Source organism: Pseudacidovorax intermedius (assembly GCF_001476815.1).
GTDB classification, from domain to species: Bacteria; Pseudomonadota; Gammaproteobacteria; order Burkholderiales; family Burkholderiaceae_C; genus Xenophilus; species Xenophilus intermedius_A.
Genome location: NZ_LDSL01000072.1, coordinates 1 through 22,762, shown reverse-complemented (window position 1 = coordinate 22,762; position 22,762 = coordinate 1). Strand labels below are relative to the sequence as shown.

At 70.9% G+C, this 22,762-nt stretch carries 22 protein-coding genes and 1 riboswitch; of the genes, 13 read left to right on the top strand and 9 right to left on the bottom strand.

Annotated features, from left to right (window positions below; all coding sequences use genetic code 11):
• Positions 1-31: 31 nt before the first annotated feature.
• From yidD to mnmE, 3 genes are all read left to right on the top strand, one after another.
• Complete coding sequence (gene yidD / locus NS331_RS12550; RefSeq protein WP_058642328.1) at positions 32-292, top strand: membrane protein insertion efficiency factor YidD; 261 nt, start codon at positions 32-34, stop codon at positions 290-292.
• A complete protein-coding gene (gene yidC, locus NS331_RS12545) occupies positions 289-2,040 on the top strand; it encodes a membrane protein insertase YidC (protein ID WP_058642327.1) in 1,752 nt (583 codons plus the stop codon). The genes yidD and yidC overlap by 4 nt, the downstream gene beginning before the upstream one ends.
• A 119-nt stretch (positions 2,041-2,159) precedes the next feature.
• Positions 2,160-3,578 (top strand): tRNA uridine-5-carboxymethylaminomethyl(34) synthesis GTPase MnmE, encoded by a 1,419-nt coding sequence (mnmE, locus tag NS331_RS12540; RefSeq protein WP_058642326.1) that lies wholly within the window; start codon positions 2,160-2,162, stop codon positions 3,576-3,578.
• 108 nt (positions 3,579-3,686) lie between these two features.
• Here the strand turns inward: mnmE and NS331_RS12535 are convergent, their stop codons facing one another.
• Positions 3,687-5,675, bottom strand: a complete 1,989-nt coding sequence (locus tag NS331_RS12535) for a monovalent cation:proton antiporter family protein (protein WP_058642325.1) — start codon at positions 5,673-5,675, stop codon at positions 3,687-3,689.
• Positions 5,676-5,744: 69 nt separating this feature from the next.
• Between NS331_RS12535 and NS331_RS12530 the strand changes: the two genes are divergently transcribed.
• From NS331_RS12530 to NS331_RS12515, 4 genes are read left to right on the top strand one after another with little or no spacing between them, the layout of a single operon-like run.
• Complete coding sequence (locus tag NS331_RS12530) at positions 5,745-6,731, top strand: KpsF/GutQ family sugar-phosphate isomerase (protein ID WP_058642324.1); 987 nt, start codon at positions 5,745-5,747, stop codon at positions 6,729-6,731.
• Positions 6,731-7,309 (top strand): KdsC family phosphatase, encoded by a 579-nt coding sequence (locus NS331_RS12525; protein ID WP_058642323.1) that lies wholly within the window; start codon positions 6,731-6,733, stop codon positions 7,307-7,309. Before NS331_RS12530 ends, NS331_RS12525 begins: the two co-directional genes overlap by 1 nt.
• Complete coding sequence (gene lptC / locus NS331_RS12520) at positions 7,306-7,947, top strand: LPS export ABC transporter periplasmic protein LptC (RefSeq protein ID WP_058642322.1); 642 nt, start codon at positions 7,306-7,308, stop codon at positions 7,945-7,947. Before NS331_RS12525 ends, lptC begins: the two co-directional genes overlap by 4 nt.
• Positions 7,948-7,976: 29 nt before the next feature.
• Entirely contained in the window at positions 7,977-8,765 is a 789-nt protein-coding gene (locus tag NS331_RS12515) for an SDR family oxidoreductase (RefSeq protein WP_058642321.1), read from the top strand.
• Between the two features lie 173 nt (positions 8,766-8,938).
• Here NS331_RS12515 and rbp read toward each other — a convergent pair whose 3' ends face one another.
• Complete coding sequence (rbp, locus tag NS331_RS12510) at positions 8,939-9,466, bottom strand: RNA-binding regulator (protein WP_058642320.1); 528 nt, start codon at positions 9,464-9,466, stop codon at positions 8,939-8,941.
• A gap of 375 nt (positions 9,467-9,841) precedes the next feature.
• Positions 9,842-10,021: riboswitch (yybP-ykoY riboswitch) on the top strand.
• An 18-nt stretch (positions 10,022-10,039) separates the two neighbouring features.
• Between rbp and NS331_RS12505 the strand changes: the two genes are divergently transcribed.
• The 3 genes from NS331_RS12505 to metW all read left to right on the top strand — a co-directional run bounded on the left by NS331_RS12505 (position 10,040) and on the right by metW (position 12,477).
• On the top strand, positions 10,040-10,612 hold the full coding sequence (locus NS331_RS12505; RefSeq protein ID WP_058642319.1) for a TMEM165/GDT1 family protein: 573 nt from the start codon (positions 10,040-10,042) through the stop codon (positions 10,610-10,612).
• A gap of 153 nt (positions 10,613-10,765) precedes the next feature.
• A complete protein-coding gene (metX, locus tag NS331_RS12500; RefSeq protein ID WP_058642318.1) occupies positions 10,766-11,893 on the top strand; it encodes a homoserine O-succinyltransferase MetX in 1,128 nt (375 codons plus the stop codon).
• Positions 11,890-12,477: a methionine biosynthesis protein MetW gene (gene metW, locus NS331_RS12495; protein ID WP_058642317.1), complete on the top strand. Its 588-nt coding sequence runs from the start codon at positions 11,890-11,892 to the stop codon at positions 12,475-12,477. The genes metX and metW overlap by 4 nt, the downstream gene beginning before the upstream one ends.
• On the opposite strand, the gene NS331_RS12490 is transcribed toward metW, so the two are convergent.
• Positions 12,458-13,420, bottom strand: coding sequence for an ion transporter (locus tag NS331_RS12490; protein WP_440589384.1), 963 nt, complete (start codon positions 13,418-13,420; stop codon positions 12,458-12,460). The two genes, metW and NS331_RS12490, sit on opposite strands and share 20 nt — an antisense overlap.
• 192 nt (positions 13,421-13,612) lie before the next feature.
• On the opposite strand from NS331_RS12490, the gene NS331_RS12485 reads away from it, so the two are divergent.
• Complete coding sequence (locus NS331_RS12485) at positions 13,613-14,140, top strand: bactofilin family protein (RefSeq protein ID WP_058642316.1); 528 nt, start codon at positions 13,613-13,615, stop codon at positions 14,138-14,140.
• A gap of 18 nt (positions 14,141-14,158) precedes the next feature.
• Here NS331_RS12485 and NS331_RS12480 read toward each other — a convergent pair whose 3' ends face one another.
• On the bottom strand, positions 14,159-14,968 hold the full coding sequence (locus NS331_RS12480) for a DUF72 domain-containing protein (protein ID WP_058642315.1): 810 nt from the start codon (positions 14,966-14,968) through the stop codon (positions 14,159-14,161).
• Between the two features lie 101 nt (positions 14,969-15,069).
• On the opposite strand from NS331_RS12480, the gene NS331_RS12475 reads away from it, so the two are divergent.
• Positions 15,070-16,572, top strand: coding sequence for a M20 family metallopeptidase (locus NS331_RS12475; protein ID WP_058642314.1), 1,503 nt, complete (start codon positions 15,070-15,072; stop codon positions 16,570-16,572).
• Positions 16,573-16,666: 94 nt separating this feature from the next.
• On the opposite strand, the gene NS331_RS12470 is transcribed toward NS331_RS12475, so the two are convergent.
• The gene (locus NS331_RS12470; protein WP_058642313.1) at positions 16,667-17,110 is read right to left on the bottom strand and encodes a YidB family protein; all 444 of its coding nucleotides are present in this window, start codon (positions 17,108-17,110) and stop codon (positions 16,667-16,669) included.
• A 140-nt stretch (positions 17,111-17,250) separates the two neighbouring features.
• The gene (locus tag NS331_RS12465; protein ID WP_058642312.1) at positions 17,251-18,636 is read right to left on the bottom strand and encodes a M20/M25/M40 family metallo-hydrolase; all 1,386 of its coding nucleotides are present in this window, start codon (positions 18,634-18,636) and stop codon (positions 17,251-17,253) included.
• 156 nt (positions 18,637-18,792) lie between these two features.
• Between NS331_RS12465 and NS331_RS12460 the strand changes: the two genes are divergently transcribed.
• Positions 18,793-19,713, top strand: a complete 921-nt coding sequence (locus NS331_RS12460) for a LysR substrate-binding domain-containing protein (RefSeq protein ID WP_058642311.1) — start codon at positions 18,793-18,795, stop codon at positions 19,711-19,713.
• A gap of 7 nt (positions 19,714-19,720) precedes the next feature.
• On the opposite strand, the gene NS331_RS12455 is transcribed toward NS331_RS12460, so the two are convergent.
• The 3 genes from NS331_RS12455 to NS331_RS12445 form a co-directional block, all read right to left on the bottom strand.
• On the bottom strand, positions 19,721-20,446 hold the full coding sequence (locus NS331_RS12455) for a 16S rRNA (uracil(1498)-N(3))-methyltransferase (protein ID WP_058642310.1): 726 nt from the start codon (positions 20,444-20,446) through the stop codon (positions 19,721-19,723).
• On the bottom strand, positions 20,446-21,606 hold the full coding sequence (gene mnmA / locus NS331_RS12450; protein ID WP_058642309.1) for a tRNA 2-thiouridine(34) synthase MnmA: 1,161 nt from the start codon (positions 21,604-21,606) through the stop codon (positions 20,446-20,448). Before mnmA ends, NS331_RS12455 begins: the two co-directional genes overlap by 1 nt.
• A gap of 141 nt (positions 21,607-21,747) precedes the next feature.
• The coding region (locus NS331_RS12445) for a PglL family O-oligosaccharyltransferase (RefSeq protein WP_193758098.1) at positions 21,748-22,762 on the bottom strand (1,015 nt) is incomplete at its 5' end.

The following is a 22,762-nucleotide window of genomic DNA, read 5'->3' as shown; positions in this document are numbered from 1 at the left end:
CGCGCGCCGCATCCCCCGCCCGTTGTTGCCGATGCAGCGTCTTCTGATTGCCATCGTCCGCGCCTACCGTCTGCTGCTCAGCCCCTGGCTGGGTGGCGCCTGCCGCTTTTCGCCCACCTGCTCCGTCTACGCCATCGAGGCGCTGCAGACGCATGGCGCGGCGCAGGGCAGCTATCTCACGCTGAGACGCCTGGCCCGCTGCCATCCCTGGTGTGCGGGCGGGCACGACCCCGTGCCGCCGTCGGCCGGGGCCGGGCTGTTCTCCTCTCTCGACAAGAAGTCCTCTTCATGAACGACATTCGCCGCACCATCCTCTGGGTGATCTTCGGTTTCTCGCTGGTGATGCTGTGGGACCAGTGGCAGGTCCACAACGGCCGAACGCCGACCTTCCTGCCTTCGGCCAAGCCCGTGGCCACGGCACCGGCGCCGGCATCGGGCGCCTCCGCGCCGGCCACCGGCGTGCCGGCGGCGGCCGGTGGCGCCACCAGCACCGCCAGCGCGCCCACCGCCGCGCCGACGGCCGTGCCGGCCGAGCGCGTGCAGGTCGAGACCGACGTCTACAAGGCCGCCATCGATCCGCAGGGCGGCACGCTGTCGCGCCTGGAACTGCTGCAGTACATGCAGGAGACCTCGCACGGTGGCCTGATGCCGATGGTGCGCCGCTGGGTCGGCATGCCGGCGCTGCCGGTGGTCGAGGAGCCGGTCATCCTCATGGACGACGGCCCGGCCAACCGCTACCTGGCCCAGACCGGCCTGCTCAATCCCTCCGGCGCCGGTGGCAGCTTCCCCAACCACCTGAGCCTGATGGCGACCAAGCCCGGCCCGTACCGCATGGCCGACGGCCAGGACACGCTGGAGGTGAGCTTCGAGTCGCAGCCCGCGGGCGGCCTCAAGTACGTCAAGACCTACGTCTTCAAGCGCGGCGACTACGCCATCCACGTGCGCCACCAGGTGGTGAACGTGGGCGACCAGCCGCGCGATCCGCAGCTGTACCTGCAGCTGCTGCGCCACGGCGTGGAGTCGCACGGCTCCATGCTGGGCACCAGCACCTTCACCGGTCCGGCGGCCTACACCAACGAAAAGAAGTTCCACAAGATCGCCTTCGCCGACATCGCCAAGGGCAAGGCCGAGCTGCCGCCCGTGGCCACCGACGGCTGGGTGTCGATGGTGCAGCATTACTTCGCCTCGGCCTGGCTGATCGAGCCGACCTTCAGCGCCGGCCTCAAGCGCGAGTTCCGCGTGCAGGGCCCGGATGCGCTCGGCCCCAACCTGTACGCCGTGGCCATGGTGGCCAACCTGCCGACGGTGGCGCCCGGCGCCTCCCAGTCGGTGGACACCGTGCTCTTCGCCGGCCCCGAAGAAGAGAAGAAGCTCGAAGCCCTGGCCCCCGGCCTGGACCTGGTCAAGGACTACGGCATCTTCGCCATCATCTCCAAGCCGCTGTACTGGCTGCTCGACCAGCTGCACAAGCTGCTGGGCAACTGGGGCTGGTCCATCGTGGCGCTGGTGGTGCTGCTCAAGGCCGCCTTCTTCTGGCTCAACGCCAAGGCCTACGGCAGCATGGCCAAGATGAAGGCCATCAACCCGCGCATCATGGAAATGCGCGAGCGCCTCAAGGACAAGCCGCAGGAGATGCAGCAGGAGATGATGCGCATCTACCGCGAGGAGAAGGTCAACCCGCTGGGCGGCTGCTTCCCGATCGTGATCCAGATCCCGGTGTTCATCGCCCTCTACTGGGTGCTGCTGTCGTCGGTGGAGATGCGCCATGCGCCCTGGATCCTGTGGATCCGTGACCTGTCGGCACCCGATCCGTGGTTCATCCTGCCGCTGGTGATGACCGGCACCACGCTGCTGCAGACCTGGCTCAATCCCACGCCGCCGGACCCGATGCAGGCCAAGCTGATGTGGATCATGCCGCTGGCCTTCAGCGTGATGTTCTTCTTCTTCCCGGCCGGCCTGGTGCTGTACTGGATCACGAACAACATCCTGTCCATCGCGCAGCAGTACGTGATCAACCGGCGCCTCGGCGTCACCAAGTAAGCGCGGAGCACCTGCGCTCTGCCCCACAGGCCGCCTCCGGGCGGCTTGTTCGTTTGCGGCGCCACGGTCTTCGGCCGCCGGGCTGCCCCACCCTGGCCATTGCTGAAAGAATCGCCGCCATGCTTGCCCGCCTGAACGACCCCATTGCCGCCATCGCCACCGCCCCAGGCCGCGGCGCGGTGGGCATCGTGCGCGTGTCGGGTACGGGCCTGGGGCCATTGGTGCGCGCCCTGTGCGGCCGCGACCTCAAGCCGCGCGAAGCGACGTACCTGCCCTTCCTCGATGCCGACGGCGCCGCGCTGGACCACGGCCTGGCGCTGTTCTTTCCCGGCCCCCATTCCTTCACCGGCGAGGACGTGCTCGAACTCCAGGCGCACGGCGGCCCGGTGCTGCTGCAACTGCTGCTGGCCCGCTGCCTCGCGGCCGGCGAAGAGGCCGATGCCGCCACCGGCCGCCCGCGCCTGCCCGGCCTGCGCGTGGCGCAGCCGGGCGAGTTCAGCCAGCGCGCCTTCCAGAACGGCAAGATCGACCTGGCCCAGGCCGAGGCCATCGCCGACCTGATCGACGCCAGCACCGAGGCCGCTGCCCGCAGCGCCGGCCGTTCGCTGGGCGGCGCCTTCTCGCGCGAGATCCACACGCTGCGCGACGCCCTGATCCACCTGCGCATGCTGGTGGAGGCGACGCTGGACTTCCCCGAGGAGGACATCGACTTCCTGCAGCAGGCCGATGCCGCTGGCCAACTCCAGCGCCTGCAGGCGCAACTGGCGGCGGTGCAGCAGCGCGCGCGCCAGGGCGCGCTGCTGCGCGAGGGCATCAAGGTGGTGATCGCCGGCCAGCCCAATGCCGGCAAGAGCTCGCTGCTCAATGCGCTGGCCGGTGCCGAACTGGCCATCGTGAGCCCGGTGGCCGGCACCACGCGCGACATCGTGTCGCAGACCATCCAGATCCAGGGCGTGCCGCTGCACGTGGTGGATACGGCCGGCCTGCGCGAATCCGGCGACGAGGTGGAGCGCATCGGCATCGCCCGCGCCTGGGGCCAGATCGAGGACGCGGACGCGGTGCTCTTCCTGCACGACCTGACCCGCGCCGGGCAGGCCGACTACCAGGCCGCCGATGCCCAGATCCGCGCCGGCCTGGCGGGCCGGCTGCCGGCGCGCGTGCCGCTGCTGGAGGTGTGGAACAAGTCGGATGCCGTGGCGGCCGATGCGCTGCCCGCAGCGGCGGCCGAGGGCCTGCGCCTGTCGGCCAAGGCGGGCGAGGGCATCGAGGCCCTGCGGCAGAAGCTGCTGGCCCTGGCCGGCTGGCAGGCCGTGCCCGAGGGCGTGTACCTGGCGCGGGCGCGCCACGTGCAGGCGCTGCATCGCGTGGACGGCCATCTGGACCTGGCGGCGCAGCACCTCGCGGCGCCCATGCCGGCGCTGGACCTGCTGGCCGAGGAACTGCGGCTGGCCCAGAACGCGCTCAACGAGATCACCGGCGAATTCGGCGCGGACGACCTGCTCGGCGTGATCTTCTCGCGCTTCTGCATCGGCAAGTAGGGCGGCTCCGCATCGCCCGCGATGCCGGGGCAATCTTGCGGCCCGAGATGCTGCCGCACACGGGCGGCCCGCCAGAGACCGCCGTGCGGCAGCCGGTGCCGCCTTGCCTCAGCCGCGCTGCAAGCGCTCCGTCGCCAGGGCCAGCGGGCCGGGCAGGCCGGACAGCACCAGCGTGTCGCCGGGCTCCAGCACGGTGTCGTCCTCCGGCTCCATGGCCCGGCCCTGGCTGCGCCGCAGGCCCACCACGCGCACGCCCGCATCGGCCAGGTCCAGCCGCGACAGCGCCTGGCCGACCCACCGGCTGCCCGCCTCCAGCGTGAAGCTGTCCAGGCGCTCCTGTTCCAGGTCTTCCAGCGAGGCGTCGTCGTCCGCGCCGCGGAAGTAGCCGCGCAGCAGGTGGTAGCGCGCATCGCGCGCTTCCTGCGCCAGGCGGATCACGCGCCGCATCGGCACGCCGACCAGGGCCAGTGCATGGCTGGCCAGCATCAGCGAGCCTTCGACCGTCTCCGGCACCACGGCGGTGGCCCCGGCGCGCTGCAGCTTGGCCAGCTCGTGGTCGTCCTGCGTGCGCACCACCACCGGCACCGTCGGCGCATGGGCCCGCACGGCGGCCAGCACCTTCAGGGCGCCTGGCACGTCCAGGTAGGTGATCGCCACCGCGCTTGCGCGGCCCAGGCCGGCGGCCATCAGCGCCTGCGGTCGCGCGGCGTCGCCGAAGACCACCGAGTCGCCCGCCGCAGCGGCCTGGCGCACGCGGTCGGGGTCCAGGTCCAGCGCCATGTAGGGAATGCCTTCGCGCTCCAGCATGCGGGCCAGGTTCTGGCCGCAACGGCCGTAGCCGCAGATGATCACGTGCTCGGCGGTGTCGATCATCTTGCGCGCCAGGCTGGTCACCTGCAGCGACTGCTGCATCCAGTCGCTGGCCACCAGCTTGCGCACGATGGCCTCGCTGTACATCACGATGAAGGGCGTGGCCAGCATCGACACGATCATCGAGGCCAGCACCGGGTCGCCCAGCCACGGGGGCAGCAGTCCGCGCCCATTGGCCAGCGACAGCAGCACGAAGCCGAATTCGCCCGCCTGCGCCAGATAGAGGCCGGTGCGCAGCGACACGCCGGCCGTCGCGCCCAGCAGCCGCGCCAGCACCGTCACCAGCAGCAGCTTGAAGCCCAGCGGCACCAGCAGCAGCCCGAGCACCAGCGGCCAGCGCTGCACCACCACGTGCCAGTCCAGCGACATGCCGATGGTGATGAAGAACAGCCCCAGCAGCACGTCGTGGAAGGCGCGGATGTCGCTTTCCACCTGGTGCTTGTATTCGGTTTCCGACACCAGCATGCCGGCGATGAAGGCGCCCAGCGCCAGCGACAGGCCTGCCGCCTCGGTCAGCCAGGCCAGGCCCAGCGTGACCAGCAGCAGGTTGAGCATGAACAGCTCCTCGCTGCGCCGCCGTGCCACCAGCGTGAGCCACCAGCGCATCACGCGCGGGCCGCCGTAGAGCAGCACGCCAATGAGCGCCGTCGCCTTGAGCAGCGCCAGGCCCAGGCCGCGCACCAGCGCCTCGGGCGGCGCGCCGAGTGCAGGAATCAGCACCAGCAGCGGCACCACCGCCAGGTCCTGGAACAGCAGCACACCCATCACCCGGCGGCCGTGCTCACTTTCCAGTTCCAGGCGCTCGGCCATCAGCTTGACGACGATGGCGGTGCTGCTCATGGCCAGCGCCCCCGACAGGGCCAGCGCCGTCTGCCAGCTCATGCGCCAGGCATCCGGCAGCAGCCGCGACAGCCCCAGCGCACCCAGCGTGGCCATCATCATGGTCAGCGCCACCTGCAGCAGCCCCAGGCCGAACACGTGCTGGCGCATGGCCCGCAGCTTGGGCAGGCTGAATTCCAGGCCGATCACGAACATCAGGAACACCACGCCGAACTCGCCCAGGTGGCGCACGCCGTCCGAATCCTGCGCCAGCGCGAAGGCGTGCGGGCCGATCAGCACGCCCGCCACCAGGTAGCCGAGCATGGGCGGCAGCTTGAGCGAACGGCAGCCCACCACGCCCAGCACGGCGGCCAGCAGGTAGAGCAGCGTCAGCTCGAAGGTGTTCATCCGGCTGATCCTAGCAAGGGCCATGCACTGCGCCGGAGCGGGGCCAAGGCGCACCGATAAAATCGCCCGATGAGCTTTCCGGCCCCGGATCCCGACGCGTTGCTGGCCCGCGCGCGCGCCACTTTCGACATCGAGGCTGCGGCCGTGCAGGGCCTCAAGTCGCGCGTCGGCGCGAGCTTCGTCGAGGCCGTGCGGCGCATCCTCGCGCTGCAGGGCCGCGTGGTGGTCATGGGCATGGGCAAGAGCGGGCATGTGGGCCGCAAGATCGCCGCCACGCTCGCCTCCACCGGCACGCCGGCCCTGTTCGTGCACCCCGCCGAGGCCAGCCACGGCGACCTGGGCATGGTCACCGCGGCCGACGTGGTGCTGGCCATCTCCAACAGCGGCGAGAGCAACGAGCTCGACGCCATCCTGCCCGTGCTCAAGCGCCAGGGCGTGCCGCTGATCGCCATGACCGGCGGCGCCGCCTCCTCGCTGGCCCGCCATGCCGACCTGGTGCTCGACAGCGGCGTCGAGAAGGAAGCCTGTCCCCTCAACCTGGCGCCGACCGCCAGCACCACCGCGCAGATGGCGCTGGGCGACGCGCTGGCCGTGGCGCTGCTCGACGCCCGCGGCTTCGGTGCCGAGGACTTCGCCCGCTCGCACCCCGGCGGTGCGCTCGGCCGCAAGCTGCTCACCCATGTGGCCGACGTCATGCGCCGCGGCGAGACCGTGCCCCGCGTGTCGCCGCAGGCCGGCATCGCCGAACTCATGCGCGCGATGAGCGTGCAGGGCTTCGGCGCCGCCGCCGTCATGGGCGAAGGCGGCCGTGCCGAAGGCATCTTCACCGACGGCGACCTGCGTCGTCTGATCGAGGCCGGCACCGACCTGCGCGGCATCCAGGCCGCCGACGTCATGCACCGCGGCCCGCGCACCATCCGCCAGGATGCGCTGGCCGTGGAGGCCGCCGAGCTGATGGAGCAATTCGGCATCACCCGGCTGTTCGTCGTCGATGCCGACGGCCGGCTGGCCGGTGCGCTCAACACCACCGACCTGATGCGGGCGAAGGTCATCTGATGGCGTCGCATCCGCTGCGCGCCCGACCTGTGCTCGCCTTCGACCCCGAACTGCTGCTGGCCGCGCAGGACGTGCGCGTCGCCTTCTTCGACGTCGACGGCGTGCTCACCGACGGCGGCATCTACTTCACCGACGCCGGCGAAACGCTCAAGCGCTTCAGCGTGCTAGACGGCTATGGCCTTCAGATGCTGCGCAAGGCGGGCATCGAGCCCGTGGTCGTCACCGGCCGCGACTCCGCGCCGCTGCGCGCCCGCCTGCAGGCGCTGGGCGTGGCCCACGCGCGCTACGGCGTCATGGACAAGGTGGCCGCCTCGGCCGAGATCCTCGCCGCCCTCGGCCTCGACTGGCCGCAGGCCGCCGCCATCGGCGACGACTGGCCCGACCTGCCGGTGCTGCGCCGCGTGGCCTTCGCCGCCGCCCCCGCCAATGCCCATGCCGAGGTGGCGGTGGCCGTGCGCTACGTCACCCGCGCCCGCGGTGGCGAAGGCGCGGCGCGCGAGTTCTGCGATCTGCTGCTGTGCGCCTGCGGCCGCTATGCCGGCCTGCTCGACGCCGCCTGCGGGGTGCCCGACGCATGAAGCGCGCGCTGTCCGTGTTCGGCCTCGCCTTCGACCGGCTGAGCATGTACCTGCCGATCATCCTGACCGGCCTGCTCGCCCTGGGCACTTACTGGCTGGTGCGCAATGCGCCCGACCTCATCAAGCCCAGCGTGCCCAAGGCCGTGACGCACGAACCCGACTTCTTCATGCGCGACTTCACAGTCCGCAGTTTCCTGCCCGACGGTTCGCTGCACAGCGAGATCAGCGGCCGCGAGGGTCGTCACTATCCCGACACCGACACCATGGAGGTCGACGGCGTGCGCGTGCGCACCGTCTCGCCGCAGGGCCTGGTGACGCGCGCCATCGCCGACCGTGGCCTTTCCAATGCCGACGCGAGCGAGATCCAGCTGTTCGGCAATGCCGTGGTGGTGCGCGACGAAGGCAAGACCACCGACGGCAAGCCGGCACCGCGCCTGGAGTTCCGGGGCGACTTCCTGCACGTCTTCAGCAACGACGAAAAGGTGCGCTCGCACCTGCCGGTCACGCTGATGCGCGGCCGCGACCGGTTCACGGCCGATTCTCTGGACTACGACCACCTGAGCGGCATCGCCAACCTGCGTGGCCGGGTGCGCGGGCAGATCCAGCCGCCCGCCCCACCGGGCGCCCGCCGGCCCTAGGCAGCCCGCCCGCCGCCCTGAAAGACGCCATGCCCGCTGCCGCCGCTGCCCCTCTGGTCTTCATCACCGGTGCTTCCAGCGGCATCGGCCAGGCGCTCGCTGCGCGCTACGCTAAGGCCGGCTGGCGCCTCGCGCTGGTCGCGCGACGCACGGCGCAGATGGAGGAATGGGCCGCCGCCCAGGGCCTCGGCCCCGACCGCTGCCGCGTCTACGGTGCCGACGTGGCCGAGGTGGACAGCATCGTCGCCGCTGGCCAAGCCTGCATCGCCGGACAGGGCCTGCCCGACGCCGTGATCGCCAACGCCGGCGTCAGCATCGGCATGGACACCGCCGACCGAGGCGACGTGGACGTGATGGCGCAGACCTTCGCGCTCAACAACGTGGGCCTGGCCGCCACCTTCCATCCTTTCGTGGCCGCCATGGTGGCGCGCGGCAGCGGCCGGCTGGTGGGCATCGGCAGCGTCGCGGCCATCCGCGGTCTGCCCGGCCATGGCGCCTACTGCGCCAGCAAGGCCGCCGTCGTCGCCTACTGCGAAAGCCTGCGCACCGAACTGCACCGCAGCGGCGTGCAGGTGGTGACGATCTGCCCCGGCTATGTGGACACGCCGCTGACGCGCGGCAACCGCTATGGCATGCCCTTCCTCATCCCGGCCGACACTTTTGCCGACCGTGCCTTCCGTGCCATCGAGGCCGGCGCCAGCTACCGCGTCATTCCGTGGCAGATGGCGGTGGTGGCGAAGCTGATGCGTGCCCTGCCCAATGCGCTGTTCGACCGTGCGGTGCAGGGGCGCGGGCGCAAGCGCCGCCGCGACGAATAAGGCGACGACCCGGCGCTGACGGGCGTAAACAGTGGCCCAGCCCCGTCCGGCCCGGTCCGGCCCTGGCCGGGCCGGGCCGGTCTGGCTTACCGGATTCCGACCGGCGCGCCAATGAAAAAGGCTCCCGAGGGAGCCTTTCCAATGCGTCCCGAACAACGGGACCGCATGATCGATCAGTAGCTGTTGCCGCCGCCGCCGTAGCCGCCGCGACCACCGCCGCCGCCACCACCGCCACGGGGGCCGGTGCCATAGGGGTTGCGGAAGCTGCCGTCGTTGCCACCACCACCGCCGCCGCCACGGCCGCCGTAGCCGCCGCCACCACCGCCGCTGCGGCCACCGCCGCCACCACCGTAGCCGCCGCCACCACCACCGCCGCCGTAGCCGCCGCCACCGCCGCCATAACCACCGCCACCACCACCGTAGCCGCCGCCACCGCTACGGGGCGGACGCGGCTCCATGGGACGTGCCTCGTTCACCACGACGCTGCGGCCGCCCAGGGGCTGACCGTTCATGCCCTGGATGGCAGCCTGCGCCTCGGCGTCGCTGCCCATTTCCACGAAACCGAAGCCTTTGGAACGGCCGGTTTCGCGCTCCATCATGACCTTGGCGCTGGTCACTGCGCCGAACTGGCCGAAGGCCTGTTCGAGATCACCGTCGCGCACCGAATAGGGCAGGTTGCCGACGTAGAGTTTGTTGCCCATGAATGGGACTCCTGTAAAACACGAAGAAAAGCAGCGATGGAGTCCCGGGCGCAAGACCCGCGGCACGATGCCGAACGGGGCTGGCGAAACTGACCGATCACCCAATGGCCTGCGGCTTTCCGGGCCGAAGGTCCAGCCATTATGGGGGATTTGTTTGGGTCGGGGGCAGGAATTTCCCTTGAATTGCAACAAGGTCATGAACCGGGCGAAAGCGTCTCCAGAGCGGGCCTCGCGGGCGTACGGAAGCGCTCCCGCAGCATAAAGAACAGAGCGTTGCCCACGCTGACGCCGCCGGCGCAAAAAGTCCTACAAGCAGGCGCGCCAAGGCGTGCGTACAGCATTTTTGCTGCGCCGCCGCATCGTGGGGCTAGAATGCCCGCTGTCTTTGGGGAGTAGCCGCCTTCCGAATGCGAGAAGGGTGTGCGTCAACAGACTTGTATCGCGTCCCACGCGGAACATGGCGTACACAGTAGAAGACCTGGCGAGACCATTGACCACGCAGCTTCGGGAACAAGGCCGGAGGCGCTGCGTGGTCGATCGTGTCCTTCGGCCGTCCCAACCCCACATCCCTTCATGGAAGCCTTTCTGGTGGCCACCGGCATCGTCGCGCTGGCCGAAATGGGTGACAAGACCCAACTCCTTTCCCTCGTCCTGGCGGCCCGCTTCCGCAAGCCCTGGCCCATCGTGCTGGGCATCTTCGCGGCCACGGTGGTCAATCATGCGCTGGCCGGTGCCGTCGGTGCCTGGGTCACCGGCGTGCTGGGGCCGAACGTGCTGCGGTGGATCCTCGGCATCTCCTTCATCGCCATGGCGATCTGGATGCTGATCCCGGACAAGCTCGACGAGGACGATGCGCCCAAGAGCATCTCCAAATTCGGCGTCTTCGGCACCACGCTGGTGGCCTTCTTCCTGGCCGAGATGGGCGACAAGACCCAGATCGCCACCGTGATGCTGGCCGCGCGCTTCACCCACGACTACCTGTGGGTGGTGATCGGCACGACGCTCGGCATGATGCTGGCCAACGCGCCGGTGGTGTGGCTGGGCGAGCGCATCGTGCGCAAGGTGCCCATCAAGCTGGTTCACAGCATCTCGGCCGTGATCTTCCTGGTGCTCGGCGTCGCCGCCCTCATCGGCTGGGGTGCCTGAGGCTTGTCCTTGCCGGGCGGCCAGGGTGCCGCCCGGCCTATACTTTCGACCAGCGCCGATTTGCTCCAGCTTGCGGGCGCTTGATAAATGCAGCTAAAGACGGATGCCCGCAACCCGGCTCGTTTTTGGCGAGGCCGGGTTTTCTTTTTCGCCATGTCCTTCGACGTCACACCGCAGTCCATGTCCTTCGCCGAGCCGCTGCCCCTGCGCAGCGGCAGCGCCATCGCCGACTATGCGCTGGCCTACGAGACCTACGGCACGCTCAACGCCGACCGCAGCAACGCGGTGTTGGTGTGCCACGCGCTCAATGCCTCGCACCACGTCGCGGGCCAGTACGCCGGCCAGCCGAAGTCGCAGGGCTGGTGGGACAACATGATCGGCCCCGGCAAGCCGCTGGACACCGACCGCTTCTTCGTCATCGGCATCAACAACCTGGGCTCCTGCTTCGGCTCGACCGGGCCGATGCACACCAACCCCGCCACCGGCCGGCCCTGGGGCGCGGACTTTCCGGTGGTGACGGTGGAGGACTGGGTGGACGCCCAGGCCCGGCTGCTCGACGCGCTCGGCATCGGCACCCTGGCCGCCGTGATGGGTGGCAGTCTGGGCGGCATGCAGGCGCTGTCGTGGACGCTGCAATACCCCGAGCGCGTGCGCCATGCGGCGGTGATCGCCAGCGCGCCCAACCTCAATGCCGAGAACATCGCCTTCAACGAGGTGGCCCGGCGCGCCATCGTGACCGACCCCGACTTCCACGGCGGCCACTTCTACGACCACGGCGTGGTGCCGAAACGCGGCCTGACCATCGCCCGCATGATCGGCCACATCACCTACCTCAGCGACGACGTGATGAACACCAAGTTCGGCCGCCAGCTGCGCGAGGGCCTGCAGGTGCGCTACACCACGCAGGAGGTGGAGTTCCAGATCGAGAGCTACCTGCGCCACCAGGGCGACAAGTTCAGCGAGTATTTCGACGCCAACACCTATTTGCTGATCACCCGCGCGCTCGACTACTTCGACCCCGCGGCGGCCTACGGCGGCAGCCTGCGCGCGGCCTTCGAGCGGGCGACGGCCAAGTTCCTGCTGGTGAGCTTCACCACCGACTGGCGCTTCTCGCCCGCGCGCAGCCGCGAGCTGGTCAAGGCGCTGCTCGACAACCGGCGCAGCGTCAGCTACGCGGAGATCGACGCCCCGCACGGCCACGACGCCTTCCTGCTGGACGACACCCGCTACATGGGCGTGGTGCGCGCCTGGTTCGACGGCATCGCCAAGGAGCTGGCATGAGCAGCACGCACGACATCAACGACAGCATCCTGCGCCTGGTGCCCGAAGGCGCGCGCGTGCTCGACCTGGGCTGCGGCGACGGCGCGCTGCTGGAGCGCCTGCAGCGCGAACGCGGCTGCACCGGCTACGGCGTGGAGATCGCCGACGGCAACGTGCTGCATTGCGTGCGCCGCGGCGTGGACGTGATCCAGCTGAACCTGGACGAGGGCCTGTCGATGTTCGAGGACGCGAGCTTCGACGTGGTGCTGCAGATCGACACGCTGCAGCACCTGCGCAACGCCGAGGTCATGCTGCGCGAGACGGCGCGCGTGGGCCGCATCGGCATCGTCGCCTTTCCCAACTTCGCGCACTGGCCCAACCGGCTGAGCATCCTGCAGGGCCGCATGCCGGTGACGCGGCGGCTGCCCTACCAGTGGTACGACACGCCCAACATCCGCGTCGGCACCTTCCGCGACTTCGACGCGCTGGCCCGCAAGAACCGCCTGCGCGTGCTCGACGCCTTCGGCCTGCAGGCCGGCCGCGTGGTGCGGGCGCTGCCCAACCTGCGCGCGGCCACCGCGGTGTTCAAGTTCGAGCGGGACTGACCGGCGCCGCAGCGGTCGCGCCCGCGGGCAGCGCGGCCCCGCAGCGGCGGCAGTAGCGCGCGTCGTCGGCATGCCCGACAGCGCCGCAGGCGGTGCAGTGCGACGGGGCGCCCGCCTCGGCGCGCAGCAGTTCCAGCCGGCGCTGCGCGCCCATCTCGGCCGTGACGATGCCGGTGGGCACGGCCAGCACGCCCCAGCCGGTGAGCATCATGGCCGAGGCGATCAGCCGGCCCAGGTCGGTGCGCGGCACCAGGTCGCCGAAACCGACGGTCGTCATGGTCGAGACCGCCCAGTACATGCTTGTCGGAATGCTGGTGAAGCCATGCGGCGGCCCTTCGACCACGTACATCAGCGTGCCGGACACCAGCACCAGCAGCATGACGAAGCCCAGGAACACGGTGATCTTGCGGCCGCTGGCGGCCAGTGCCAGGGCGAGCGTGCGGTACTCGTGCGTGTAGCGCGACAGCTTGAAGATGCGGAACACTCGCAAGAGCCGCAGGACGCGCACGTCGATCAGCGCGCCCAGCGAGGGCTCCAGGGCCACCAGGTAGGTGGGCAGCAACGCCAGCAGGTCGATCACGCCATAGAAGCTCAACGCGTAGCGCAGCGGCCGCTGCACGCAGGCCAGCCGCCCCAGGTATTCGAGCGTGAACAGGACGGTGAACACCCATTCCGCCCCATGCAGCCAGGGCCCGAAACGCGCGCGCAGCGGCACCACGCTCTCGGCCATCACCACGCCCACGCTCACCAGGATGGCTGCGATGAGCAGCAGGTCAAACAGCCGGCCGCCTCGCGTCTCGGACTCGAAGATGACGGTGAACAGCGCCCGCCGCCAGCCGGCCTGCGGCTTGCCGAAGCGGGCATCGGCGGCGCGGTCGTCGAACATGCCGGGGATGTCGTCGCCGTGCGTGTCGGGACAGGAGGCAGGGTGGTGTTGGGGCATGCGGATCGATGGGTGCGCCGGCGGCGCCGGTGCGTGTTTGGCGCTTCACGGTGCGACGGCGGATTCTGACGCCGGATCGGCATTCGTTCCGCCACGGGGGGGCGCGGCGTGTTGTTACCGATCTTTCGTAAAGAAGTGCCAAGATGCAGAATGCGCTGTCTACCATTGGCGCTTTCGCAAGGAGATCTCCCTTTGGCTTCGCAATCCCCCTTCTTCGGCAAACGTGACCGCGACAGCAACGACAGCCTGACTTCGCGTCCCGCACCCCTGATGGGCGGCAGCACGCTCTCGGGCCATCCCGTGGGCGGCGCTGCGCTGTCCGCCGCGCCCGCCGTGGCGCCGGCCCCTGCCCAGGAGGCGGGCAGCAAGCTGACCGTGGGTCCCAACATCAAGCTCAAGGGCGTGGAGATCACCGACTGCGACACGCTCGTGGTCGAGGGCACGGTCGAGGCGACCATGGATTCGCGCGTCATCCAGATCGCCGAGCAGGGCGCCTTCAAGGGCTCGGCCGAGATCGACATCGCCGAGATCCGCGGCGTGTTCGACGGCAACCTGACGGTGCGCCAGAAGCTGGTGATCCATGCCACCGGCAAGGTCTCGGGCAAGATCCGCTATGGCAAGATCGTGATCGAGGAGGGTGGCCAGCTCTCCGGCGAGATCAGCGTGGGCACCGGCGCGTCGAGCGAGTCCAGGCCGTCGTCCTCCACGCTGGCGGTCTGAGCGCCGCCGCCCCGGCGTTCAGCCGGGCGCCGGCGCCGACGTGCCGGCCAATCGCTTCAGAAGAGCCTCCGCCGCGGCGGGGGCTTTTTCTTTGTGGCCGTTGATGAAGAAGACGTAGGTGGGCCGCCCGGCGACCCAGCCGCGCGCCTGGGCAGCCAGCGCATCCAGCGCGGCCGGCGCATAGCCGCTGACGAAGCGCGGCTGCGCATCCATCAGCCGCGCGTAGACGATGGGGCCCTGCGGCGTCTCGAAGGAGGGGAACTTCGGGCTGTCGGTGAAGACGGTCGCGGCGCCGTGGCGCTCGGCCAGCGCCAGGTAGGCCGGGTCGATGAAGCTGGGATGCCGCACCTCCATCACATGCTGCAGCGCGAGGCCGTCCACCTTGGGTGGCAGCAGTTCGAGAAAGGCGCCGAAGTCCGCCGGGTCGAAGGCATGCGTGGGCATGAACTGCCAGACGATGGGGCCCAGGCGGTCGCCCAGTTCGGCGATGCCGCTGCCGATGAAGCGCTGCACCGCATCGCCCGCCTTCGCCAGTTCGCGCCGGTGCGTGGTCACGCGGTGCGCCTTGAGCGAGAAGACGAAGCCCTCGGGCGTGGCCGCCCGCCACTTGCGGAAGGTGTCGGGCTTGAAGGTGCTGTAGAAGGTGCCGTTGACCTCGATCGCCGTCAGGCGCCGGCTGGCGTGCGCCAGTTCCTGCGCATGCGGCAGGCCGGGCGGGTAGAAGCTGCCGCGCCAGGGCTCGAAGGTCCAGCCGCCGATGCCGACGCGCACGGGTGTCTGCGGCGGGGCGGGCAGGTCGGCGGCGGCGGGCGCGGATTTCTTGGGCATGGGCGTGCAGGGGTGATGCGGCCTGCGGACTCTACGCCGGGGCCCATCCCGGCGCAAAATGGTCCGCTTGCCCGGCCCTGCGCCCCCACGGAGAACTGCCGATGAACGCCCCCCTGCACAAAGAGATCCCCGCCGGCCTGCTCGACACCGAGCGCGCCCTGGCCGACGTCACCGCCCGCTGGGACGGCGACATCGTGCGCCAGCTCAGCGACTACATCGCCATCCCGGCCAAGTCGCCGGGCTTCGACCCGGACTGGGTGGCGCACGGCTACCTGGAGACGGTGCTGCGCAATGCCGCCGCCTGGGTCGAGGCGCAGAAGGTCGAGGGCCTCAGGCTGGAGATCGTGCGCCTCGAAGGCCGCACCCCCGTGCTCTTCTTCGAGCTGCCCGCCAGCGGCACGGCGATGAGCGAGACCGTGCTGATGTACGGCCACCTGGACAAGCAGCCCGAGTTCACCGGCTGGCGCCGCGACCTCGGCCCCTGGACGCCCAAATACGAAGACGGCCTGCTCTACGGCCGCGGCGGCGCCGACGACGGCTACGCGATCTACGCCAGCGTCGCCGCCATCCAGGCGCTCAAGGCGCAGGGCGTGGCCCATCCGCGCATCGTCGGCCTGATCGAGACCTGCGAGGAATCGGGCTCCTACGACCTGCTGCCCTACGTGGACGCGCTGCGCAGCCGCCTGGGCGAGGTGGCGCTGGTGGTCTGCCTGGATTCGGGCGCCGGCAACTACGACCAGCTGTGGCTCACCACCTCGCTGCGCGGCATGGCCAGCGGCACGCTGAAGGTGGAGATCCTCACCGAGGGCGTGCACTCCGGCGATGCCTCGGGCCTGGTGCCGTCGAGCTTCCGCATCATGCGGCAGGTGCTGGACCGGCTGGAGGACAGCAAGACCGGCCGGCTGCTGCCCGCCAGCTTCCATTGCGAGGTGCCGGCCGACCGGCTCGCGCAGGCGCAGGCCACGGCCGCCATCCTGGGCGAGGAGGTCTACAAGCGCTTCCCGTGGGCGCATTACGACTGCGGCGGCGCCACCGCCTTCGCGCTGCCCACCACCACCGACCCGGTCGAGGCACTGCTCAACCGCACCTGGCGGCCGACCCTGTCGGTGACCGGGGCCGACGGCTTTCCGGCGCTGAAGGACGCGGGCAACGTGCTGCGGCCCTACACGGCCTTCAAGCTGTCGCTGCGCCTGCCGCCGCTGGTGGAGGCGGCGCAGGCGGTGCAGGAGCTGAAGGCGCTGCTCGAGGACAACGCGCCCTACCAGGCCAGGGTGACCTTCGAGTCCGGCGGCGGCGCCACCGGCTGGAACGCGCCCGCGGTGGTGCCCTGGTTCCAGGGCGCGCTCGACGCGGCCAGCCAGGCGCATTTCGGCGCGCCCTGCGGCTACATCGGCCAGGGCGGCACCATCCCGCTGATGAACATGCTGAGCGCCGGCTTTCCGAAGGCGCAGATGATGGTCTGCGGCGTGCTGGGACCCAAAAGCAACGCGCACGGGCCGAACGAGTTCCTGCACGTGCCCTACGCCAAGCGGCTCACGGCCGCGGTGGCGCAGGTGATCGCGGCGATGCCGGCGTCGCAGGCCGTGGCCGCTCAGGCGGACTGAGGAGCTACGGCGGCCGGCGAAGTCCGGCCGCGCCTGGCCCGCCGCGCCGGCCCACGGCGTCGCGGCCAGGCGTGCTGCTGCGCCGAAGCGCCGCTCAGCGCTTGCCCAGCAGCGGGCCGAGCGCGCCCAGCAGATCGCCCAGCCCGCCCGTGCCCGCGCCGCCCCCTAGCGAGGGCTCCTGGTCGGGCAGCCGCCCATGCGGCGTCAGCCGGTCGATCAGCACCGGCAGCAGCGTGGCCAGCAGCGGCAGCAGCGTCTGCACGTTCAGGCCCAGCTTCTGGGCCACGGCACCGATCACGTCCTGCCCCAGCGCGCCCTGCACCTGGTCGGGCGACACCGGCTGGTTCTGGCCGGTGCTGATCCACGAGCCCACCGCATCGCCCAGGCCGGCCTGCTGCAGCTTCTGCACCAGGCCGCCGAGGCCGCCGCTTTCCTGGAGCAGGCTGCCGAAGATGGCGGCCGGGTCGCTGCCCGAGGCATGCGGCGCGGCTGCGCCGCTGTTGAGCACCTGACCGAGGACGGAATCGAGCAGACCCATGGCGATTTCCCTGCGAAATGAAGAAAAAAGAAGTACGAGGCTGCGATTGTTCGGGCAGACGCTGCGCCGCGTGTGCCACGGTTTCGTTTTTTCCGCGAAGCCGTGAATAAGTCACTGTCTGGACACTGAAGTTTGCGTTTTCAGGGTGCACGCGGCGGGCGCTTTTCCAGCAGCGGCTGGGTCACGCCCTGCACGCCGACCAGCCCCAGCACCGTCGCCAGCGAGTTCTGCGCGCCCTTCCAGCCGTCCGTCAGGTCGATCCACTCGCTCAGCGCGTGGAAGCCGCCCGTCTTGCCGCCACCGCCCACGATGATGGCCGGAATGCCCAGCGCCATCGGCACGTTGGCATCGGTGCTGGCGCCGGACAGCAGCGTCTTGTGGCCGAAGGAGGCGTTGGCGCGCGTGGCCGCTTCCACGATCACCGAATCCGACGGCGTGCGGCCGCCCGGCCGGTCGCCGATGAGCTTGGTCTGCACGGTGAGCGTTTCGACGTTCCAGCGCTTGTTCTCCTCGACCACGGCTTCGTCGATGGCGGCCAGGATCTTCTTCTCGGTGGCCAGCAGCGATTCCATCTGGTCCGAGCGGATGTCCACCGCCATGCGCGCATCCGGCGCGATGGTGTTGACCGAGGTGCCGCCGCCCACCGTGCCCACGGTGAAGGTGGTCTTGGGGAAGGTCGGCGTGCGCACCTCGGCGATCTTGGCGATGGCGCGGCCCATGCCGTGGATGGCGCTGGGCACCTGGCCGAAGGCGCCGTAGCTGTGGCCGCCCGGGCCCTTGAAGCTGACCTCGTAGCGGTGGCTGGCGGTGCCCAGGATCAGCACCGAACCGTCCGGCGCCGGCTCCAGGCCGACCATGCCGTCGATGTCGCGGTGCTCGGCAAAGATGTGCTTCATGCCGCGCAGGTTGCCCAGTTCTTCCTCGCCGACGTTGCCCACGAAGAGCAGGTCGCCGACGGTCTGGACGTTCTGGTCGTTGAGCACCTTGAGCCAGGACAGCAGCACGGCCAGGCCGCGCGTGTCGTCGGAGATGCCCGGTGCATACAGGCGGCCGTCGCGCTCCTTGACCTTGACGTCGGTGCCGGCGGGAAAGACGGTGTCCAGGTGCGCCGAGACCAGCAGCTTGGGCCCCTGGCCGGTGCCCTTGCGCAGGCCGACCACGTTGCCTTCGCTGTCGATGCGGGCGTCGGCCAGGCCGAGCGCCTTCATGCGGGCCAGGAAGGCCTCGGCGCGCGGGCGCTCCTTGAAGGGCGGCGCCTCGATCTCGGTAAGCATCCTGAGGTCGTCGATCGATCGGGCATGGTCGGCCTTGACGGCCTCCATCAGCGCCTGGATCTGCGGCGCCGCCAACAGCTGGGTGTAGGCCTGGTCCACCGCCGGCCGCACCTGGGCGGGCGTGGGCGCAACGGCGCTGAAGGACTGGGCCCCGGCCGGCGACGCGCCGGCCAGCGCCAGCGACAGGGCAAGCAGCGGGGCGAGCGCGGGGAGGCGGGGCGCGGAAGGCCGGGGCGAAGAGGGACGCGTCATGAATGAGGAGGTAGGCGAGGGAAAGGTGCAGGAAAGGTTCTGCGGTACGCATCAGCTGTCATCCAGCTGACGCCAAGCCACAGGCCGGCGGAAATTCTGGCGTCTGGCTGCGTGGCTGTCTCTGATTTAATCCGCCGCACCGTCGGATTTCCTAACATGCCTCGCCATCTGCCCAGCACCCGCGCCCTGCTCGTGTTCGATGCCGTCGCCCGTTGCCACGGCGTGGTCAAGGCGGCCGAGGAGCTGTGCCTGACGCACAGCGCCGTGAGCCAGCAATTGCGGCTCCTGGAGCAGCAGTTGGGCGTGCGCCTGGTGCAGCGCGGCGCCCGTGGCACCACGCTGACCGAGGCGGGCCGCCGCTACCACGCCCAGGTGGCCGGCGATCTGCTGCGGCTGGAGAACCACACCATCGAGGCCATGGCGCAGCGGCCGGATGGCGTGCGCCTGCTGGTGGGTGCCGTGCCCGTGCTGGCCGAGCGCTGGCTGCTGCCGCGGTTGCCCGGCTTTCTGGCGCAGCAGCCGGCGTGCAGCGTGCATCTGCAGGTGTTTCCCACGCAGGTCTACATGGAGGAGCCGCACTACGACGTCGGCCTGCAATACGACGATGCGAGCTGGCCGGGCGCGGCGGTGCGTCCCTTGCGCGGCGAGCGGGTGGTCGCGGTGTGCGCGCCCCGGTCGCGCTGGCGCGCGGCAGCGGCGCAGGGCCACTTCCGGGAACTGCCGCTGCTGCAGCTCAGTTCGCGCCTGGGCGCGTGGGAGGCCTGGTTCGCGCAGGCGGGCATCGCGGACCGGCCGCCCAACCCTCTGGTGGGCCACCGCTTCGACCTGTTCTCGATGGTGCTGGAGGCCGTGCGCGCCGACCTCGGCGTGGGCCTGCTGCCGCGCTACGGCGTGGCGCGCGAGCTGGCCAGCGGCGAGCTGTGCCTGGCGCATCCCTTCGAGGCCGACGGACCGCGCGGCTACAGCCTGTTCGTGGCGCCGCACCGGGCGGACGATCCGGCGGTCAAGGCCTTCTGCGAATGGCTGGACGGGCAGGTGGCCGAGGAAGCGGAGGGGGCACCGCCGCCTGGCCGGTGAGGCGGGCTCAGCCCGCCACGGCCAGCAGGTGCATCAGCGCCGCCAGCGGCGCCGTCTCGGCCCGCAGGATGCGCGGGCCCAGCGTGGTCAGCATGAAGCCACGGGCGCGCGCACGCGCTTCCTCCTGCGGGTTGAGCCCGCCCTCGGGGCCGCTGAGGAAGAGCGCGCTGCCGCCCGCCGGCGCCGCGCCGCCCAGCGGCTGCGCCGCATCGCCGAAGCCGAGCACATGGCGGGCGGCCGGCGCGTCGTCGCCCAGGCCGTCCAGCCAGGCACCGAGGTCGCGCACCGGGTGGACCGGCGGCACGCGGTTGCGGCCGCACTGCTCGCAGGCGGCGACGGCCACGGCCTGCCAGTGGTCCTGCTTCTTCTGCGCGCGCTCGCCGGCCAGGCGCAGCACGCCGTGCGCGGTCTGCAGCGGCTGGATGCTGGCGACGCCCAGCTCGGTGGCTTTCTCGACCAGCCAGTCCATGCGGTCGTTGGCGGGCATGCCGACGGCCAGGTGCACGGCGATGTCGGCCTCGCGCTCGGCGTCGAGCCGGGCGCCCACCTGCACGTCGACGTCGCTGCGGCCCATGCGCGTCACCGTGGCCCCGAACTCGCCGCCGCGGCCGTCGAAGAGCGTGAGCGTGTCGCCGGGCTGCAGCCGCAGCACCTGCACATGGCGGGCGGCGCCCGGCGGCAGGCCCAGCTGGGCGCCGGGGGCGAGCGGCGTGGCGCAGTGGATGCGCGGCATCAGGCCACGCCCTCCGCGGCGTCGATCACGCCGCCGCCCAGGCAGACCTCGCCGTCGTACAGCACGGCCGACTGGCCCGGCGTGACGGCCCACTGCGGCTGCGGAAACACCAGCTGGAAGCGGCCCTCGCCGCGGTCGGCGAACTGCGCCGGCGCATCGGCCTGGCGGTAGCGCGTCTTGCTGCCATAGCCGCCGGCGGCGGGCGGCGGGCCGGCCACCCAGCTGGCGTCGGCCGCCAGCAGGGCGCGCGACTGCAACCAGGGATGGTCGTGGCCCTGCACCACCCACAGCGTGTTGGCCGCCACGTCCTTGCGGGCCACGAACCACGGCGCATGCTCGCCGCCGCCGCGCTGCGCGCCCCTGTCCTTGACGCCGCCGATGCCCAGGCCCTGGCGCTGGCCCAGCGTGTAGAAGGACAGGCCGTGGTGCTCGCCCAGCCTGCGGCCGCGCTCGTCCTTGATTGGGCCCGGCGCCTTGCTGATGTAGCGGTTGAGGAAGTCGCGGAAGGGCCGCTCGCCGATGAAGCAGATGCCGGTCGAATCCTTCTTGGCGGCCACGGGCAGGCCGATGTCGGTGGCGATCTGGCGCACCTGCGTCTTGTGCAGCTCGCCCACGGGGAACAGCGCCTTCGACAGCTGTGCCTGGTTGAGGCGGTGCAGGAAGTAGCTCTGGTCCTTGGCCGGGTCCAGGCCCTTGAGAAGCTCGTAGCGCGCGGAGGCTGGCACCGACTCGCCGGCGGCGAAGGGCTGGCCGGTGGCGGCATCGACGGCGCGCACGCGGGCGTAGTGGCCGGTGGCGATCTTCTCGGCGCCCAGGCGCATGGCGTGGTCGAGGAAGGCCTTGAACTTGATCTCGGCGTTGCACAGCACGTCGGGGTTGGGCGTGCGGCCGGCCTGGTATTCGCGCAGGAATTCGGCGAACACGCGGTCCTTGTAGTCGGCGGCGAAGTTGACGTGCTCGATCTCGATGCCCAGCACGTCGGCCACGCTGGCCGCGTCCACGAAATCGACGTTGGACGAGCAGTATTCGCTGTCGTCGTCGTCTTCCCAGTTCTTCATGAAGATGCCGATGACCTCGTGGCCCTGCTGCTTGAGCAGGTGCGCCGTCACGGCCGAGTCCACGCCGCCGGAGAGGCCGACGACGATCCGATGTTTGGTCATCCGGCGATTGTCCCTTGGCGCCGGCGGGCGCTGCCGGGTCGGGGGCTCGGCGCGCCGTGGTGCAGGTGCGAACTGCGGGCAGCCTGCTGGCCGTGGCGCGCCGCGGTCACTTGCTGCCCACCGCCCGGGCCGCGTACGGGCCTAGGCGGGCGGCTGGCCGGCCAGCCATTTCAGGTAAGCCTTGGGATAGACCTGGCGCAGCCGCTCGACGTGCTGCCGCACCTCGGCCTCGCGGCCCAGCAGCCGGGCGCTGTCGATCAGCTTGAGCACCACGCGCGGCTCGGGCGAGAAGGCCAGGGAGGCGGTCGCCAGGGCATGCACCTGCTCGGCCGTCTCGGGCCTGAGGGGCGTGAGCGCCAGCGCGGCGAAGCGCGCCTGCCGGGCGAAGAGCCAGTCGCTGCCGTCCAGTCGGGCCAGCGGCGCGTCCTGCCAGCCCGGCAGCCGCTGGGCCGCGGGCAGGTAGGCCTGGCTGACGCGGACATAGTGCCAGCCAGCGTAGCCGGTGCCGACGAGGATGGCCGCCGCCGCGGCCAGCGCGAACGGCGTGGGCGACGAACTCGCGCCGGCGTGCCCCGGTGCTGCGGTGCCGGATCGGTGGCCGGCGGACCGGCACGGCCGCCGCGCCGGCCACAGCAGGCCCAGGCACACGCCGAACACCAGCTGGAAGGGGCCGTACCAGAGCGGGTATTCCAGCAGGCTGTGCAGCAGCAGCACCCCCAGCAGCGCCCAGCCCATGAGGCGCAGCGGATCGCGCTCGCGCCAGGGCCGGGCCGCGAGCACCAACGCCAGGAAGCCGCCGCAGATCAGCACCGCCGCGGGAAGGCCCAGTTCCACCGCCAGGTGCAGCGGCAGGTTGTGGGCGTTGTCCAGGATCTCGACGAAGCGCGGGCCGGGATAGTCGGCCAGGTAGTGCGCCAGGCTCAGCCGCTCCCAGCCCCAGCCCGTCCAGGGCCGCTCGGCGATGAGGTGCAGCACGTTCTGCCACAGCAGCCAGCGGCTGTGGCCCGGCGGCGCGCCCTCGCGCAGGCGCACCAGCATGCCCTGCACGTCGGCACCGCCGGCCGCGCCGGCCTGCCAGGTGGCGATTGCGACCGCCGACCCGGGGAGCAGCCAGGCGAGGGCCGTGTACAGGGCCAGCGCGGCCAGCGGTGCCGAC

Excerpts from the sequence above, each read along its gene's own strand:
- yidD (WP_058642328.1), top strand. The coding sequence starts at position 32 with ATGCAGCGTCTTCTGATTGCCATCGTCCGCGCCTACCGTCTGCTGCTC.
- yidC (WP_058642327.1), top strand. The coding sequence starts at position 289 with ATGAACGACATTCGCCGCACCATCCTCTGGGTGATCTTCGGTTTCTCG.
- mnmE (WP_058642326.1), top strand. The coding sequence starts at position 2,160 with ATGCTTGCCCGCCTGAACGACCCCATTGCCGCCATCGCCACCGCCCCA.
- NS331_RS12535 (WP_058642325.1), bottom strand. The coding sequence starts at position 5,675 with ATGAACACCTTCGAGCTGACGCTGCTCTACCTGCTGGCCGCCGTGCTG.
- NS331_RS12530 (WP_058642324.1), top strand. The coding sequence starts at position 5,745 with ATGAGCTTTCCGGCCCCGGATCCCGACGCGTTGCTGGCCCGCGCGCGC.
- NS331_RS12525 (WP_058642323.1), top strand. The coding sequence starts at position 6,731 with ATGGCGTCGCATCCGCTGCGCGCCCGACCTGTGCTCGCCTTCGACCCC.
- lptC (WP_058642322.1), top strand. The coding sequence starts at position 7,306 with ATGAAGCGCGCGCTGTCCGTGTTCGGCCTCGCCTTCGACCGGCTGAGC.
- NS331_RS12515 (WP_058642321.1), top strand. The coding sequence starts at position 7,977 with ATGCCCGCTGCCGCCGCTGCCCCTCTGGTCTTCATCACCGGTGCTTCC.
- rbp (WP_058642320.1), bottom strand. The coding sequence starts at position 9,466 with ATGGGCAACAAACTCTACGTCGGCAACCTGCCCTATTCGGTGCGCGAC.
- NS331_RS12505 (WP_058642319.1), top strand. The coding sequence starts at position 10,040 with ATGGAAGCCTTTCTGGTGGCCACCGGCATCGTCGCGCTGGCCGAAATG.
- metX (WP_058642318.1), top strand. The coding sequence starts at position 10,766 with ATGTCCTTCGACGTCACACCGCAGTCCATGTCCTTCGCCGAGCCGCTG.
- metW (WP_058642317.1), top strand. The coding sequence starts at position 11,890 with ATGAGCAGCACGCACGACATCAACGACAGCATCCTGCGCCTGGTGCCC.
- NS331_RS12490 (WP_440589384.1), bottom strand. The coding sequence starts at position 13,420 with ATGCCCCAACACCACCCTGCCTCCTGTCCCGACACGCACGGCGACGAC.
- NS331_RS12480 (WP_058642315.1), bottom strand. The coding sequence starts at position 14,968 with ATGCCCAAGAAATCCGCGCCCGCCGCCGCCGACCTGCCCGCCCCGCCG.
- NS331_RS12475 (WP_058642314.1), top strand. The coding sequence starts at position 15,070 with ATGAACGCCCCCCTGCACAAAGAGATCCCCGCCGGCCTGCTCGACACC.
- NS331_RS12470 (WP_058642313.1), bottom strand. The coding sequence starts at position 17,110 with ATGGGTCTGCTCGATTCCGTCCTCGGTCAGGTGCTCAACAGCGGCGCA.
- NS331_RS12465 (WP_058642312.1), bottom strand. The coding sequence starts at position 18,636 with ATGACGCGTCCCTCTTCGCCCCGGCCTTCCGCGCCCCGCCTCCCCGCG.
- NS331_RS12460 (WP_058642311.1), top strand. The coding sequence starts at position 18,793 with ATGCCTCGCCATCTGCCCAGCACCCGCGCCCTGCTCGTGTTCGATGCC.
- NS331_RS12455 (WP_058642310.1), bottom strand. The coding sequence starts at position 20,446 with ATGCCGCGCATCCACTGCGCCACGCCGCTCGCCCCCGGCGCCCAGCTG.
- mnmA (WP_058642309.1), bottom strand. The coding sequence starts at position 21,606 with ATGACCAAACATCGGATCGTCGTCGGCCTCTCCGGCGGCGTGGACTCG.